This window comes from Lactobacillus amylolyticus (genome assembly GCF_003999355.1).
Lineage (GTDB): Bacteria > Bacillota > Bacilli > Lactobacillales > Lactobacillaceae > Lactobacillus > Lactobacillus amylolyticus.
In genome coordinates, this window is sequence record NZ_CP031835.1 from 934,789 (window position 1) to 951,930 (window position 17,142).

A 17,142-nucleotide genomic window follows, 5' to 3' on the forward strand; every position below is an offset into this window, starting at 1 on the left:
TTAAGTGAGTCTATAATGTTAGTCATCTAAATTTTGAAGATAATTATATGCTTCTTGACCTGCGATACTGCCGTCTCCAACCGCATTTGCAATTTGACGCAAATCTTTGGCACGAACATCCCCTAAAGCTAAAATGCCAGGAACTTTTGTCCGCATATGATCATCCGTCTTAACCCAGCCATATTCATCCAAAATATCGAGATTCTTGAATGGAGCCGTTTGCGGAATTACACCAACATAGATGAAAACGCCGGCAACTTGCAATTTCTTTTCTTCACCGGTCTTCTTATCTTTATAAGCAATATCGGTAATTTTATTGCCATCACCTTCAATTGCTTGTGTTTGTGCGTTCCAGATAAATTTCATTTTTTTATTGGCAAAAGCCTTCTTTTGCAAATCAGGTTGGGCACGCAATTGATCTCTGCGGTGAATAACCGTCACGGATTTAGCTAATTGTGAAAGATAAATTCCTTCTTCAATTGCGGAATCTCCACCACCAATTACGGCAACGTCTTCATCCTTAAAGAAGGCTGCATCACAGACGGCACAATAGGAAACTCCTCTGCCAGAATATTCTTCTTCACCAGGAACATTAAGCTTTTTATGATCAGCACCCGAAGCAATGATGACAACCTTGGCCGTATATTCAGCTGTATCTGTCTTAACAATTTTATTCTCACCATCAAGACTCACAGCTTGTACATCACCGTATTCGAAATCAGGCTTGAATTTCATTGCTGACTGATACATTTTTTCTGCAAGTTCTGGTCCTTTAACTTCGGTAAAACCAGGATAATTATCAATTGCGTCAGTATTATTCATTTGTCCGCCATAAGGTCCACGGTCTAAAATTAGCACATTTAAATTTGCTCGAGCTGCATAAAGTGCTGCAGTTAATCCACCGGGGCCGGCACCAATAATAATTACATCATATTCTTTTGCCATTTGTTATGCCCTTTCCTTACTTTTCATAAGTGTATTTTACTATGATTAAAACGTTCTGACAACAAATTTGATTATAAACAACTTTAAGATATAAAAAAAGTGCCTGCATTAACAGACACTTCTTTCTCTTTTATTAAAGACGAATTTCAGGTTTAGGACTTCTGCCCATCATCTTTTTAATTTCTTCATCAACATCAGCATCTTCGTAAAGAACACGGTAAACTGCTTCACTAATTGGCATATCGATGTTCTTTTCTTGAGCTAATTCATGGACAGCTTTAACTGTAGTAGCACCTTCAACAACTTGGCCCATGTTCTTCAATACATAATCTAAGCTCTTGCCTTCACCAATTTGCTTACCAGCACGCCAGTTTCTTGAGTTAACTGAAGTACAAGTTACAATCAAATCACCAATACCTGCTAAACCACTGAAGGTCATTGGCTTAGCACCAAAATAGTTAACACCCAAACGGGTAATTTCTGCAAGACCACGAGTCATTAAGGCAGCCTTAGCATCATCGCCGTATTTTTTACCAACTAAAATACCGGCAGCAATTGCAATTACGTTCTTCACGGCACCGCCAACTTCAACACCGATCAAATCATCATTGGTGTAGAAACGAACGTAGTTGTTAGAAAACTTCTTTTGCACAAACTTGGCATTTTCTTCATTTTCTGAAGCACAAGCAATCGCTGTCAAATCTTTTTGAGCAACGTTTTCTGCATGACTTGGGCCTGAAATAGCAACAATCTTGTCACTGTCGTTTGGATAAACCTCTTCAGTTAAAATTTCTGAAATCAGCTTCTTGCTTCCTGGTTCAATCCCTTTGGTAGCAGTCACAAGCAATGGCTTAGCACCCGTTTTATCAAAAACTTTGCGTACATTTTTAGCAACAATTCTAACAGCTTTGGTTGGTAATACGAATAAGACGATCTCTGCACCATCCAAAGCTTTTTCAAGGTCTCCAGTTGCTGAAGTGGTTGGGTTTAGCTTCCAATCCTTCATGTAATGGCTGTTAGTATGAGTAGCATTGATTTCTTCATTTACTTTATCTATGTTACCGTAAAGAATTACGTCATTACCATTATCAGCGAGCATGGAACCCAACACCGAGCCCCATGAACCATTACCTAAAACTGCAATTTTTGTCATTTTATCTCTCAATCTTTCTAACTGAATTTCTTCTATCTCGTATATGGATATTTTAAACCACTACCATCAAGATACCACTTTGGCTTAACTTTGACACGACGATAGATCAATAAAATCAATGTCACTATAAATACAATTAAGCTCAAGGCCTGTGATACTCGAATTATACCGAAAATATACAAACTATCCGTTCGCAATCTTTCAACAAAGAATCTGACTATCGAATACCATAATAAGTATGACATAAAAACTTCGCCCTGTTTATAAAAATATTTTTTATGGCGCAAACTTAAGATAATTATTAATCCTATTAGATTAAAAAAGGATTCATAAAGAAACGTTGGCTGATAATAGACTCCACCGATTTTCATTTGTTGAATAATAAATTCTGGCAAGTGCAAGCTTTGTAGAAAATGCAAGGTAGTCGGTCCACCATGGGCCTCTTGATTAACAAAATTGCCCCAGCGACCCAAAATTTGAGCAGCCATGACTCCGGGAGCAATTATGTCCAACATCAAAAATGGCGGCAGCATTCTTTTATAGCAGAAGACAAGCAAAACGATCAGGCCGGCAATTAAACCGCCATAAATAGCTATTCCACCATTCCAGATCGCAATAATCTGATCAGGATGCTGTGAATAATAGCCCCATTCAAAAATAACATAATAAATCCGGGCACCGACATAGCCTAAAGGTACCGCCCATAGCAATAAGTCAACAAAGTCATCACTCATGATATGTCGCTTTTTGCCTTCGCTAATTGACATCCAAGTAGCCAGGACAATTGCTGCTGCCATGATAACGCCATACCATTTGACGCTAAAATTGCCAATTTGGATGGCATTACGGTTTAGTGCACAGAAAATCATTTTTGATTATTTTCTCTTTTCGTATCTTTTCTAGAATTGTTAGAAATCAAATTTGCTAAATTATCATCAAAGACTTGGGTGGCATCATAGCCCATTTTCTTAGCTCTGAAGTTCATTGCTGCAACTTCAATAATGATTTCAATATTGCGTCCAACCTTAACTGGAATCGTTACTTGTGGAATTGCAACATTGCATATTTCACGCGTGTCTTCATCAAAGCCCAGTCGGTCGTAATTGGCATTCTTATCCCAGTTGACCAAGTTGATCACTAATTGAATTTCCGTTCTGTCTTTTACAGCACCGGCACCAAAGAGGTTCATAACATCAATAATACCAATTCCACGAATTTCCATTAGGTGCTTCAAAATCTTAGGGGCTTCACCCATGACAGTTTCATGGTCTTTTTGATAAACGTCAACCCGATCGTCTGCGATTAAACGGTGGCCACGTTGAACCAGACCTAAGGCAGTTTCAGACTTACCAACACCAGATACACCTGTCAAAAGCACACCCATACCTTTGATTTCAACCAAAACACCGTGGATGCTGGTTCTAGCTGCCAATCTTTGCCGCAAATAATCCGTCAAAATACTTGATAAGTAGGTTGTGGAATCAGACGATTGCAAAATAGGAATTTTAGCTTCATCGGCTGCTTGCTTTAATTCTTCAGGAATTGGCAAAGAACGTGAAATTAAAAAGCAAGGGGTATTAGGCGTACACATTTTTTTAAAAACATGCGTCCGAATATCATGATCAAGCCGAGCCGCATAAGAGATTTCAGTACGACCCAACAATTGAATTCGCTGCTTTGGATAAAAGTCAAAATAGCCGGTTAATTCAAGGCCAGGCCGATAAATATCTGAAACTTTAATCTCCTTATCGGCAACGTAGCTTTCTCCTTCATAGATATGAAGAATGCTGATATCACGAATTAATTTAGTTAATTTTACCGATTCTACCATTTTTTGCCTCATCTAATAATGGACTAATTCTAATCTGGGTTTTCTTGACTTAAGCGCCACTGCAAATAGGCATAAATAAACGGCTGCAATTTGCCATCCATTACCCCCTTAACATCAGCTGTTTCATAGTTGGTGCGCAGATCTTTAACCAGATTATAAGGATGGAAAACATATGAACGAATCTGTGAACCCCAGCCGATTTCTTTTTGATCGCCCTTAAGTGCCTGCTTTTGCTTTCTCTTCTTTTCTTCTTCCAAATGGAAAAGCTTAGCTCGCAATTCATTCATCGCTGTCTCGCGGTTTTGCAATTGAGAACGCTGAGCCTGAGAAGTCGTTACAATTCCAGTAGGCAAGTGGGTAATTCTTACCGCACTTGAAGTTTTATTAATGTGCTGACCGCCAGCACCACTAGAACGATAAACATCAATTCGTAAATCTTTGGGATCAATATCAATTTTAATACTATCGTCTATTTCTGGAATAACTTCTACAGAGGCAAATGAAGTGTGCCTTCTTTTAGCAGAGTCGAATGGCGAAATTCTAACCAAACGGTGCACGCCATTTTCAGACTTCAGCATCCCATAGGCATTCTTGCCACTTACTCGAATGCTAACGCTCTTTACACCAGCTTCTTCACCTGGCTCATAGTCATTGATCTCAAACTTAAAGCCAACACTCTCGCAGTATCGCTGATACATTCTCAGTAGCATGCTAGCCCAATCCATTGCTTCCGTTCCACCTGCACCAGGATGAATTTCAACCAAGGCATTATGACTGTCATATTTGCCCGACATAAGCAAGTCTAGCTCATAATTATGAAAAGCAGACTGCAGATGAGTTAAATTGTTTTCAACTTCTTCCTGCAGCTCCTTATCTGGCTCTTCTTTGATTAATTCAAGAGCTGTCGTTTCATCTTCATATTCCTTTTTCAATTCAAGAAAGGAATCTCTTTTTTCTTTTAAAAGATTGGTTTCACTAATTAATTTTTGAGCCTGATCCTGATCATTCCAAAAGTTCGGCTCTGCCATTTTTTGTTCATTGATTCCGATGCTTTCATCAATTGCATCTAAGTCAAAGAGACCCCCTAAAGTGATCTAAACGCTTCTTCAAATCGTCTAGCACACTTTGAATTTCACTAATTTCCATTGCTTCCCTTTTCAAAAAAGAGGAGAAAACTCATTGCTTTCTCCCTCTCTCATTATCTACTTAAGTTTTGTCTGATTTCTGCTTTCATGAACAAACGAGTTACATCAAATTCAATGTTTGAAATCATTTCTTCAAACATTCTGTAACCAGAATCTTGGTATTCAACCAATGGGTTCAATTGACCATAACCACGAAGACCAATTGATTGCCGCAATTGATCCATTGCATCAATATGGTCAGTCCAACGATCGTCAACCACCCGTAAGATGACTACCTTTTCAAACTCAAGCATTTGTGATGGATCGCCAAGAGCTTTTTCTTTTTCTTCGAAGTTCTTTTCTACGATATCATAAAGTTTTTGCTTTAAATCCTTAACGCTAATCGTCTTGTAATCAATTGAATCAGCAACTTCTTCATTGGTTAAACTTGAAACGATAAAATCACGCAGTGAGTCAACACGCCAATCTTTATGATCACCTTGAGCAAACATGTTGATTTGGTGGTCAATTGTTCGGTGAATCATTGGAATAAGAACATCTTTCAATGATTTGTCAGCTTCAATGACTTGCATTCTTTCACCGTAAATGATTTCACGCTGAATTCTCATAACATCATCGTATTGCAGTGTTTGTTTACGAGTATCGTAGTTGTTACCTTCAACACGTTTTTGAGCTGATTCAACTTGACGCGTGATCAAACGACTTTCAATAACTTTATCATCATCATTATCAGATAGACGGTCCAAGAAGTCCTTTACTCTATCTCCACCAAAACGCTTCATCAAATCGTCTTCAAGTGAAAGGTAGAACCGAGTATAACCAGGGTCACCTTGACGACCAGAACGTCCACGAAGCTGGTTATCGATACGACGCGACTCGTGTCTTTCAGTACCAATAACAGCTAAACCGCCAAGTTCTTTAACACCAGGCCCTAATTTAATATCAGTACCACGACCAGCCATGTTAGTGGCAATCGTAACTGCTCCACGTTGACCAGCATTCATAATAATTGCGGCTTCCTTAGCGTGGTTTTTAGCGTTCAAAACTGCGTGAGGAATACCTGCTTGATCAAGCATCTTGCTCAAACGCTCTGAGCTTTCAATTGAAACCGTACCAACCAAAACAGGTTGTCCCTTAGCGTGACGCTTTTTAATTTCTTCAACAACAGCACGGAATTTTGAATCCAAAGTTGGGTAAAGAATATCAGGCATATCTTTTCTGACAATTGGCCGGTTTGTAGGAATAGTGATTACCTGCATGTTGTAAATTTCACGGAATTCTTCTTCTTCAGTTTTTGCAGTACCAGTCATCCCTGACAATTTCTTATACATTCTGAAGAAGTTCTGGTAGGTAATCGTTGCTTGAGTCTTAGATTCCTCTTGAATCTTAACTCCTTCTTTTGCTTCAATAGCTTGGTGCAAACCGTCTGAATAACGACGGCCTTCCATTACACGTCCAGTAAATGAATCAACGATCATTACTTCGCCGTTTTGAACAACGTAGTCAATATCCTTCTGCATAATGTAATTTGCACGCAAAGCTTGATCAATGTGGTGAACAAGTTTTTGGTTTTCAACATCGTACAGGTTCTTCAAGCCAAAGTGCTTGCAGGCCTTTTCAATTCCAGTTCTTGTCAATGAAATGGTCTTAGTTGGCCAGTCGATCTTGTAATCGCCTTGATCTACATCTGAAGCTTCATCTTCTTCATCATCGCTCTTGTCTTCACGCAAAGTCTTAACAAAGCGGTCAGCACGAATATAGTCACGATTAGCTTGTTCAGCTTGACCAGAAATAATCAATGGCGTTCTCGCTTCATCAATCAAAATTGAGTCAACCTCATCGATGATGGCATAGTTTAAAGGACGTTGAACCATTTGTTCCTTATAAACAACCATGTTATCACGCAAGTAATCAAAACCAAGTTCTGAGTTGGTTGAATAAGTAACATCACAGTTATATGCTTCACGCTTTTCATCAGGTGACATTGAGTTTAAATTTAAGCCAACAGTTAAGCCAAGCCACTTGTAAAGCTGACCCATTTCGCTTTCGTCACGGCTTGCTAAATATTCGTTAACCGTAACAACGTGAACCCCTTTACCTTCAAGGGCATTCAAATAAACTGGCATTGTGGCAGTCAAAGTCTTACCTTCACCAGTCATCATTTCAGCAATATTACCAAAGTGTAAAGCAATCCCACCTAAGATTTGAACATGGAATGGATATAAGCCTAAAACACGCTTTGCTCCTTCACGAGAAACAGCAAAAGCTTCTGGCAAAATGTCATCCAAAGTTTCACCGTTCTTTAAACGTTTACGAAATTCTGGTGTTTTTGCTTTTAATTCTTCATCGGAAAGCTTGCTCATTTCGTCAGCATAGCTTTCAACTTTTTTTGCAATCTTTTCAAATTTTTTCAATTCACGCTTATCAGCGTTATAAAGTTTCTTTAAAATATTTGCCATTAAATCGGCCCCTTATATGTCGAAAGTCTAAAAATACATTTTAATTCTACCATAATTGCGATCAAATTAAAAATATTCGCTTCATTAAATATCAAAGCAATAAAAAAGTCTGGAAAAACCAGACTCAAAAAACTATTACTAAGTTTTTGTTATTCATTAGTTTCGATTAAGCCGTAACGGCCATCGTTTCTGCGGTAAACAACGCTTGTACCATTAGTTTCAGCGTCTTGGAATACAAAGAAGTCATGTCCCAACATATCCATTTGCAAAATAGCTTCTTCTGGATCCATTGGTTTCAAGCTAACACGCTTGTTACGAACGATATCAAATTTAGCTGGCTTCTTTTCTTCTTCTTCAGGAGCTTCAACAAAGAAGTCGTGCAAACCTTTTTCACGGCTCTTTCTGTTTACACGGGTCTTGTACTTTTTGATTTGACGTTCCAATTTTTCTGAAACGAAGTCAATACTGCGATACATATCGTCCGTGGTTTCTTCAGCTCTCAAAACTAAGTAAGGTAATGGAATAGTTACCTCTACTTTTGCTGAGTGATCACGGTAAACCTTTAAGTTAACGTGGGCAATCACATCTTGAGATAATTCAAAGTATTTCTCCAATTTATTCAAACGTTTTTCAACGTAGCTTCTTAAGGCATCAGTAACTTCAATATTTTCGCCACGAACATTGTATTTTAACATATAAGATTCTCCTTTCACCGTTATGCGTTTTTTCTTTACAATTTCATTATACCAGAAAATGTAAGCGTTTAGCATTAATTTAATAACAATTGATTAATGACAAATTGCAAAGCTTTCAATTTTTGCTTGTGGAAACACTTCTAAGAGCTTGTCTCGCGCATTATATAGGGTTCTTCCCGTGGTATAAATGTCATCTAATAATAAGAATCTGTCATTACTAATATTATCTTTGATTGGGGCATCTTTAGCAACAAAAAAGCCTTGTGGCGTTAGCAGCCGTTGACGCTTATTCTTTTCACCCTGTGCTCCTGTGCCTTCTTTCTTTTTTAGAAAATAGCTAAGCGACAGCAAATCTGCAAAGATTGCACTAACTGTATCAAATTGTCTTCGTTTTTGATGCTCCGGTGATGTAGGTACTGGTACGTAATAATCAAAATGGTATTCTTGAATTTCTTTTCGAATCAACTCTTGCAAAATTTCTCGAAGACAGTAATCGCCGTAACGTTTATAATTCACCATTAAGTCATGAAAAGCATCACTGTAACGGTAAACAGCATGATTTTTAAGCAAATTATTGGGATAAATCTTTTGCCAATCTTGACAGTCCAAACATAGTCCGCTTTTTTCCACATTTTTATCACAATTTGGACAGCGTGTTTTGCCTAATCTTGGAAAACGTTTAAGACATTGCCGACAAAGACGGCCTTGTCTCTTTTTTTGCGTTGATAAAAGATCCAGCAAGTTGAAATCAGCAGCGAAATACTGACCACAGAACAGACATTCAATCATCGATTCATCTCCTTAATTTGCTTGATTGCTAAATCAATCTTGGCCGTATATTTGTGATAGCAATAAAGCACTAGCCCATCTTGATCGTTTTTATCTCTACCAACTCTGCCGGCAATTTGAACTAAACTCGCTGTAGTATAAATTGGATCATCAGCCGCAACAATAATAACCCACACATGTTTGAAAGTTACGCCTCGTTCTAAGATAGTCGTTGTGATCAATAAATCTAGTTGTCCTTCACGAAACTGTTGGACTTTCTTAATTCTTTCGCTATCTGCAGCATGGACGCCGGCAATGTGCACTTTTTTCAAAGCAGGGTCGGTCCTTAGTGCCTGCAAATAAATATTAACTTCATCTATTCGTGGAACAAATAAAAGCAAAGGATGGCCCGTCGCTAAAACTTTTTTTACTTCCCGCAATAGATTTGGATTAATTTTATTCTTTTTCAGAAATGGTCGTAAAAACAATTTTTCTTTAGGTACAGGCAACAATCCACCATGAAACCGGCGATTTAATTTGACGATTTCTAATTCGCCGCTTTTTGCCTCTAAGAGCAGGTCTTCCGTTGGCGTAGCTGTTAAATAAACACGAATTCCCGTCTTTTTTACTGCATTCTTAGCCGCAAAGTGCAACTGACTGTTTCCTACATAAGGAAATGAGTCAACTTCATCAATAACTAAAAGGTCAAATGCCTGATAAAACTTTAGCAATTGGTGCGTTGTGCAAATCGTCAATTGATCGTTTCCCGGATCATGATATTCACGGCCATGATATTTGCCAATTTTAATTTTGGCAAAGGCTGCTTCAAAACGAGGATAGAGCTCATTTACAACGTCAATTCGCGGCGTCGCTATACAAGCTCGTTTTCCCTCTTTCATGCAAGCAGCAATCAATTCAAACAACATTTCTGTTTTACCGGCCCCTGTAACAGCGTGAACCAAAGTATTCTTCTTTTTGTTAAAATTTTCCAGCAAGGCCGTTGACACTTTTTGCTGCTGCGATGTTAATTCTCCTTGCCAAGTCATTCCGCCATTTTTTAATTTTGGAAAAAGCCGATTATCTGCTGGCAGGCGAATCAAACTGTCTCCTTCACAGATTCGTCCCAGCCCAATGCAGGCACGACAATATTTTTTACCTGATGGCAATTCTCCTGAAACACGGCTGCCACAACGATTGCAATAAAAGTTTTCAATTGCTGGAATTTTATTAGTATCTGCACTTATGCTAAAATTCTGTTGATTGCTCGTCCATTGTCGACCAGCTAATTGGGGTGAATTTTCCATTTTTTGCCCTCCTAAAATATATATACGTAAAAAGAGGCGATTTTTTGTCAAAAAATGAAAATTTCTTAACTATCAAAGAAAATGGCACTAACGAGATTATTATTAAAAAAAGCAGATTCATTGCCAGCATAGCACGCAGCAATACGGTTGAAGAAGCAATGGCATTTATTAAAAAAATAAGCAAAAAGTACCATGATGCAAATCACAATACTTATGCTTACACAATTGGTCTCAATGATGATCAAGTAAAGGCTAGCGACAACGGTGAGCCTTCAGGTACGGCTGGCATCCCTGAATTGAGAGCACTCCAACTGATGAAGCTTAAAAACGTGACTGTGGTCGTTACCAGATATTTTGGCGGCATTAAGCTGGGGGCCGGCGGATTAATCAGAGCCTATTCAAACAGCGTAACCCAAGCTGCCGAAAAGATTGGCGTCATTAAACGGGGTCTACAGCAAGAACTGATCTTTTCTGTTGCCTATAATCGCTTCGATGAAGTTAACCACTACCTTAAAGAAAAACAAATTTTCATTGCAGATACCAATTATGCAACTGATGTTCAAATTAAAGTTTTTCTGGATGAAGAAAACCAAAAGCAATTTGAAGATGATTTAACTAATTTGTTGGCTGGCAAAGTAAAGTTCACGTTAGGCGAAAAGCGCTACAATGAAATGCCCGTGACGCAAAACAATTTTCATGAACAATAAAAATGAGCTTGAGAAAAATTATCTCAAACTCATTTTTGTTTTACTTATTTTTCTTATCGTCTTGAACTTTAAATTGCTTATCCGGACGTTTTAATTGATTTGGCTTTTCCTCACCCAAATGCCAAACCTCAACTTTTGGATCCCTCGTACTTCGAGAACTGATAACTTTCTGCATCAAATGCATGAGCGGTTTGTATTTTTCACCTAAAAGTCCAATTGATTCAACAAATAATTCAAGGGCAAACAACAATGACAGAATTAATGGCCAAATTCCCCAAGTTGGTGAAAGCAGGAACAACAATGAAATAAAAGAAAAAATTAAAGATAAAGCATAAATTGTCAAAACTGTTTGTCGATGAGTCAATCCCATCTTCATTAATTGGTGGTGCAAGTGATGCTTATCGGCCTGCGAAACTGGGTGCTTGTTCAGCTTCCGCCGAATCATCGCATAAACGGTATCAGTAATTGGAACCCCTAAAATGATAATTGGGACCAGCAATGAAATGAAAGTAACGTTTTTCAAGCCTTTAAGCGAGAAAATCGAAATCATGAACCCAATATACAATGCTCCCGTATCACCCAAGAAAATTTTGGCTGGATGAAAATTGTACGGTAAAAAGCCCAATAAACAGGCCGCCAGCATAAAGCAAGCAATTGGAACATACAGTTCATGGGTATGTAAAAAGAAGTAGCCGACGATTCCCATCGTAGTTAGAGAAATCATCGATACGCCATCAGCTAAACCATCAAGCCCGTCAATCAGATTGACGGCATTAGTCAAAGCCAGAATCCAAAAAATGGTGATTGGCAGGCTCCACCAGCCTAAAGTTATTTCATGGTGAATGAACGGCAGATTAATAACATCCATTCGGATGCCTGCCAAGAAATAAACCACCAGGGATGCGATAAAGATGCCAAACATCTTCTGTCGAGGCTTTAATTCAAGAATATCATCAATCATACCGGTCAAGACAATAACGCTTGAGGCAAGCAAAATTGAGAATAATTCATGGGTTGGAAATTGCTCACGCAAAAGAATAAAGCAACCGATATTAAAAGTCACGAAAATACCCAAGCCACCAATTGTAGGCATGGGCTTTTTGTTAACTCTTCTTGCATTAGGATTATCTACGGCTCCTAAAACAAAGGCCAATCTTCGAATAAACGGCGTGATGGCCGCCTGGATAATGACCAGAAAGAATAAATCAACAATAATTTTAAACATTTTTGACTGCTTTCTTTAAGAAGTTTTCCTCTCATTATACAAGGACTTTGAGATAACAATCAAGTTTAAGTAAAGCAAAAAGCGCTCAGCTCTTATGCCGAACGCTTATTTAGCAATTGCAAACACTCGTTTTTCACGAATAACCGTAATCTTAATATTACCTGGGTAATCAAGTTCTTTTTCAACTTGGTTCTTAATGTCCCGTGCCAATACAGTGATACGATCGTCTGAAATTTCATCAGGCTCAACCATAACCCGGACTTCACGTCCTGCTTGAATCGCATAAGCCTGCTTTACTCCTTGGTAGCTCTTGGCTATGTCTTCAAGTTCAGTCAGCCGTCTAATGTAGTTTTCAAGACTTTCGCTTCTTGCACCCGGACGAGCTGAAGAAATCGTATCTGCCGCTACTACAAGTTCAGCAATAAACGATAACTTCGGTACATCTCCGTGGTGAGCCGCAATCGCATTAACTACTATATCTGATTCATGATATTTACGAGTCAATTCAACCCCAATCTCAACGTGTGAGCCTTCAATATCATGATCAATTGCTTTACCAATATCGTGTAATAATCCCGCGCGAACTGCTAGTTTTTCATCTAGACCAAGTTCTGCAGCCATTGTACCTGCTAATTTTGCAACTTCAATTGAGTGTGCTAAAACATTTTGACCATAAGAAGTACGATATTTAAGTCGGCCTAAAGTCTTCACTAATTCAGGATTCATCCGGTGAATTCCCAAATCCATCAAAGCACTTTCACCTGCTTCATAGATATCGTCATTTACTTCTTTACGGGCCTTATCAACCATCTCTTCAATGCGAGCTGGATGAATTCGACCATCCTTAATCAAACGCTGCATTGCTCTTTTGGCAATTTCTCGTCTGATTGGATCAAAGCCGCTCAAAGTAACGACCTTTGGCGTGTCATCAATAATTAAGTCGATTCCTGTCAAAGCTTCAAAGGAACGAATATTGCGTCCCTCACGGCCAATAATTCTGCCCTTCATTTCTTCATTTGGCAAATCAACTACAGAAACCGTGGTTTCTGCAACTGTATCAGCTGCCGAGCTTTGAATCGCATCAACCAATATTTGATTAGCAAAACGATCAGCTTTAGCTTGAACTTCTTCATTGCTATTTCTAATCATTTCAGCTCGTTCTTTAACCAATTCATCTGAGAGCTGACTCAAAACAAGCTTCTTAGCTTGTTCCTTATCCAGATCAGCCACCTCATAAAGTTTTTGTCGACGTTTTTCGACTAACTCATTGGCATATTCTAGCTTTTTGTTTAAATTAGCTTCTTGCTGCTTTAATTGATCTTCTTTTCGTGAGAGGCCAGATTCTTTTTCCTCCAATAAAGATTTTTGATGATCAAGAGTATCTTCACGCTGTCCTAGACGATTCTGCAAACGTAAAATTTCATCACGTTTTTGATTCAAACTGTCTTCGATTTTTTGTCGATATTCTTGAATTTCTTCTTGTGCTTCAAGAATTTTTTCTTTTTTGGTGTTTTCTGCACTTTGTTTAACTGCTTCCGCAGCCTGTTTTTGTGCATTTACTTCAGCTTCAGCAGCAGTAACCTGTGCCTTGGCATCAGCAAGAATGTGGTCAGCATCATTCTGTGCATTTTGGGCTTTCTTTTCCCAAGAATTTTTTCGAATTGCATAGCCTGCGCCTAATCCCACTAAAAGTGAAACAATAGCAACCACGGCGGGAATTAAAATTTCATTTACCATCATTACTATCGCCTTTTTTAGAATTATTCACACAGTTTTATGATAAAGAACTGGAATGCACATGTCAATCAACAAGAAAAAACCTTGGAATTAAAATCCAAGGTCAAGGTTGATTTCTCCAACTTTATTTGCTTTTACTGGCTGCTTCTTTTTTCTCGGCAGTTTCTTTTGCTTCTTCGCTCTTTTCAGCGGTTTCACGTTTTTCTTTTATCTTTTCAGGATTTTCACGGTCGGCAATGGATTTTTCATCAATACCATAAGCTTGACGAACTTGAGTTTCAATCTCTTGATAAATATCTGGGTGATCTTCCAAGTATTTCTTAGCATTTTCACGTCCTTGTCCAATTCGATCAGACTTATATGAATACCATGATCCAGCTTTATCGATAATATCCTTATCAGCTGCCATATCCAAAAGCTCACCACTTTGTGAGATGCCTTTGCCATACATAATATCTACTTCGGCAACCTTAAATGGTGGGGCAACTTTGTTCTTAACAACCTTAATCTTAACGCGGTTACCTAAAACATCACCAGACTGCTTAATTTGTTCAGCTCTTCTTACTTCAAGTCTAATCGTTGAGTAGAACTTCAAAGCACGACCACCTGGCGTAGTTTCAGGGTTACCAAACATGACACCGACCTTTTCACGAATCTGGTTAATGAAGATTGCAATGGTTTTTGTCTTAGAAATTGTTCCTGAAAGCTTTCTAAGAGCCTGGCTCATAAGACGAGCCTGCAAACCAACATGGGCATCACCCATTTCACCTTCAATTTCTGCTCGTGGAACCAAGGCAGCAACTGAATCGACAACTAAAATGTCGATAGCACCACTGGAAATTAAAGTATCAGCGATCTGCAGACCTTCTTCACCAGTATTTGGTTGTGACAAAATCAAAGAATCAATATCAACGCCTAAAGCTTCCGCATAAGCTGGATCCATAGCGTTTTCGGCATCGATATAAGCAGCCGTACCACCGCGCTTTTGTACTTCAGCTACGGCATGCAAAGCAACCGTTGTCTTACCTGAAGATTCAGGACCATATACTTCAATAATTCTCCCACGTGGATAGCCACCAACACCAAGGGCTGCATCCAATGCAATTGAGCCGGTTGGGACAGTTGAAATTTGCGTATCGGCTTTTTCACCCATCCGCATAACAGCGCCCTTACCAAAGTTCTTTTCAATCTTTTTGAGGGCCGCATCTAAGGCAGCCTTTTTTTCATCTTTGGCCAAACTATTTACCTCCTATGGACATTACATATTAATTATACTTTGACTCTTTAGCAGATTGCAAGGAAAAAGCGAACGAGCGTTCAAGAATTTTATCCTCTATATTATAAATACGAAAAAAATTGCTATTTTACCGTAGAAAATAAAAAAGATTGGATAAATCCAATCTTTTTTATGAATTATTTGATTATCAAACTACATTGAGCCCTTGAATACGCCCCATGATGAATGGAAATAATCGTAACCGGAGTAAACGGCAAAGATTAAAGCGATGTAAAGCAAAACAGTTCCGAGATAGAATGGATCACCTAAAAGCAAGAAAATAATTGAAAGCATTTGTGCTGTGGTCTTGATCTTGCCTGGCATTTTAGCAGCGATAACTTCACCATCATTTTCAACAACGATTAAACGTAAACCAGTTACTGCAAGTTCACGACAAACAATAATTGCAACTACCCATGCTGGAGCTAAATTAAGTGAAACCAAGAAAATGAAGGCAGTCATTGTCAACATCTTATCAGCAAGTGGGTCAGCAAACTTACCGAAGTTGGTAACCAAATTGCGTGAACGAGCAATATGACCATCAAGCCAGTCAGTAGCAGAAGCTACTGCAAATACTACAACAGCAATCACTTGAAGCCAAGAAATTACCGTTCCGTGTGCTACACCGACTGTAGCAGTATAGCCGCCTGTTGCTCCTCTAAAAATAATAAGCAACATAAATACTGGAATCATAAAGATTCTAAACATTGTTAATTTATTAGGTAAATTCATTTTTATCTCCTCTAAAATACCACTCTAATCAAACTAACGGTTACCAGCGTCATTGCCTTTATCGTTATTGTTTTGACTGCTTTGTTGGCCTTTACTGCTTTGTTGGCCTTTACCGCTTTGACCTTGGTTGTTTTGGTCATTTTTAGTCTGGTTTCTCTGCGTAGTTGAAGATTGCGTTTGACTTGATTGAGTCTGACTCTGATGACTGCTGCTTTGTTGCTTGTTGTATGAGTTAGTAGTTGAACTGCTCTGTGTACTGCTTTGCGTGCTTGAGCTAGAAGAACTGCTTTGTGAACTTGCTTTACCAATCAGCAAGGTAATTGTTCTAGATTGACCAGTGGTAGTATATGGGACTTTTTTACCGGCAATCTTAATTGAAGTATCAGTATCATTACTCAAAGTAATAGCAACAGTTTTGGCACCGCTTGACAAGTTCAAGCTATCTTTGCTGTTTGCAGCAATGGCCTTACGTTGCACTGTAGCCCCATTAACAGTAACTGTAGCAGTTACGGCTTGAGAACCAGCTTTAATAGTCAACTTGCGGTTATTTTTAAGCCCGGTAACACGATATTGGTTGTTGCCCAAAGAAGTTACCTTAACATTGCTCTTCTTAACAGCCGAAGATGAGCTTGACTTAGAAGAAGTTTGTGAAGAAACAGCCACATTGTTGTCATTATTACTGCTTTGTCCACTTGAAGAAAGACGCGCATATAAGAAGTAGACTACTAAGACGACGATGATTACGCCTAAACAAATAGCAATCCGTGGCAAATAGTTCTTCCACATATTTTTCTTATTATCTGTGGTCTCACGAACTTCCTCACTCTTGTTGTCAATTGAATTTTCAACATATTCATCTGGATCAGACTCCGGTACATCTTGTTTATAATCACTCAACAATTCCTTACCATCTAATCCGACGATTTGAGCATATTGTCTAATAAATGCTCTGACATAAAAATCACCAGGAAGCTTATCAAAATCGTTCTGTTCGATTGCCTCCAAATATCTGCTTTGAATCTTTGTTGCCTTTTCAATATCCGCAATCGAAAGACCTTTAGCTTCTCTAGCACTGCGTAATTTATCTCCGATATCAGCCATATTTACCTCTTCAAATTTTAGATTAACAAATTGAGTATACCATAAATTTAAATTTTTATGACAA

15 protein-coding genes are annotated in these 17,142 nt (G+C 38.5%); 1 reads left to right on the forward strand and 14 read right to left on the reverse strand.

The genetic code is table 11. The features are described 5' to 3' along the window. Nucleotides 1-18: 18 nt before the first annotated feature. The 9 genes from trxB to D0Z64_RS04805 form a co-directional block, all read right to left on the reverse strand. Nucleotides 19-945: a thioredoxin-disulfide reductase gene (gene trxB, locus D0Z64_RS04765; protein ID WP_006351855.1), complete on the reverse strand. Its 927-nt coding sequence runs from the start codon at nucleotides 943-945 to the stop codon at nucleotides 19-21. Nucleotides 946-1,078: 133 nt separating this feature from the next. After that, nucleotides 1,079-2,098, reverse strand: coding sequence for an NAD(P)H-dependent glycerol-3-phosphate dehydrogenase (locus D0Z64_RS04770; protein ID WP_006352625.1), 1,020 nt, complete (start codon nucleotides 2,096-2,098; stop codon nucleotides 1,079-1,081). A gap of 32 nt (nucleotides 2,099-2,130) precedes the next feature. Continuing rightward, nucleotides 2,131-2,967, reverse strand: coding sequence for a prolipoprotein diacylglyceryl transferase (gene lgt, locus D0Z64_RS04775; RefSeq protein ID WP_127345672.1), 837 nt, complete (start codon nucleotides 2,965-2,967; stop codon nucleotides 2,131-2,133). Next, entirely contained in the window at nucleotides 2,964-3,929 is a 966-nt protein-coding gene (hprK, locus tag D0Z64_RS04780) for an HPr(Ser) kinase/phosphatase (protein WP_127345673.1), read from the reverse strand. Before hprK ends, lgt begins: the two co-directional genes overlap by 4 nt. 29 nt (nucleotides 3,930-3,958) lie before the next feature. Next, nucleotides 3,959-5,075 (reverse strand): peptide chain release factor 2 gene (prfB, locus tag D0Z64_RS04785; RefSeq protein ID WP_127345674.1). Its coding sequence is split into 2 segments (ribosomal slippage): nucleotides 3,959-5,002 and nucleotides 5,004-5,075, totalling 1,116 coding nucleotides; the frame shifts between segments, so codons are not numbered across the junction. A 52-nt stretch (nucleotides 5,076-5,127) separates the two neighbouring features. Beyond that, nucleotides 5,128-7,533 carry a preprotein translocase subunit SecA gene (gene secA / locus D0Z64_RS04790; RefSeq protein WP_006352629.1) on the reverse strand — a complete coding sequence of 802 codons (2,406 nt, stop codon included), beginning with the start codon at nucleotides 7,531-7,533 and terminating at the stop codon, nucleotides 5,128-5,130. Nucleotides 7,534-7,682: 149 nt separating this feature from the next. After that, complete coding sequence (gene hpf, locus D0Z64_RS04795) at nucleotides 7,683-8,228, reverse strand: ribosome hibernation-promoting factor, HPF/YfiA family (protein ID WP_080881562.1); 546 nt, start codon at nucleotides 8,226-8,228, stop codon at nucleotides 7,683-7,685. 93 nt (nucleotides 8,229-8,321) lie between these two features. Next, the gene (locus tag D0Z64_RS04800) at nucleotides 8,322-9,017 is read right to left on the reverse strand and encodes a ComF family protein (RefSeq protein ID WP_127345675.1); all 696 of its coding nucleotides are present in this window, start codon (nucleotides 9,015-9,017) and stop codon (nucleotides 8,322-8,324) included. Then, nucleotides 9,014-10,300, reverse strand: a complete 1,287-nt coding sequence (locus D0Z64_RS04805; RefSeq protein WP_127345676.1) for a DEAD/DEAH box helicase — start codon at nucleotides 10,298-10,300, stop codon at nucleotides 9,014-9,016. Before D0Z64_RS04805 ends, D0Z64_RS04800 begins: the two co-directional genes overlap by 4 nt. 44 nt (nucleotides 10,301-10,344) lie before the next feature. On the opposite strand from D0Z64_RS04805, the gene D0Z64_RS04810 reads away from it, so the two are divergent. Next, a complete protein-coding gene (locus D0Z64_RS04810) occupies nucleotides 10,345-11,007 on the forward strand; it encodes a YigZ family protein (protein ID WP_127345677.1) in 663 nt (220 codons plus the stop codon). Nucleotides 11,008-11,047: 40 nt separating this feature from the next. Here D0Z64_RS04810 and D0Z64_RS04815 read toward each other — a convergent pair whose 3' ends face one another. The 5 genes from D0Z64_RS04815 to D0Z64_RS04835 form a co-directional block, all read right to left on the reverse strand. After that, nucleotides 11,048-12,232, reverse strand: a complete 1,185-nt coding sequence (locus D0Z64_RS04815) for an MraY family glycosyltransferase (protein ID WP_127345678.1) — start codon at nucleotides 12,230-12,232, stop codon at nucleotides 11,048-11,050. Between the two features lie 105 nt (nucleotides 12,233-12,337). Next, the gene (rny, locus tag D0Z64_RS04820) at nucleotides 12,338-13,972 is read right to left on the reverse strand and encodes a ribonuclease Y (RefSeq protein ID WP_406565670.1); all 1,635 of its coding nucleotides are present in this window, start codon (nucleotides 13,970-13,972) and stop codon (nucleotides 12,338-12,340) included. Nucleotides 13,973-14,093: 121 nt separating this feature from the next. Continuing rightward, on the reverse strand, nucleotides 14,094-15,206 hold the full coding sequence (gene recA, locus D0Z64_RS04825; protein ID WP_006352636.1) for a recombinase RecA: 1,113 nt from the start codon (nucleotides 15,204-15,206) through the stop codon (nucleotides 14,094-14,096). Nucleotides 15,207-15,398: 192 nt separating this feature from the next. Further along, nucleotides 15,399-15,977 (reverse strand): CDP-diacylglycerol--glycerol-3-phosphate 3-phosphatidyltransferase, encoded by a 579-nt coding sequence (gene pgsA / locus D0Z64_RS04830; protein WP_127345679.1) that lies wholly within the window; start codon nucleotides 15,975-15,977, stop codon nucleotides 15,399-15,401. A gap of 33 nt (nucleotides 15,978-16,010) precedes the next feature. Next, a complete protein-coding gene (locus D0Z64_RS04835) occupies nucleotides 16,011-17,078 on the reverse strand; it encodes a helix-turn-helix domain-containing protein (RefSeq protein WP_127345680.1) in 1,068 nt (355 codons plus the stop codon). Nucleotides 17,079-17,142: the final 64 nt, after the last annotated feature.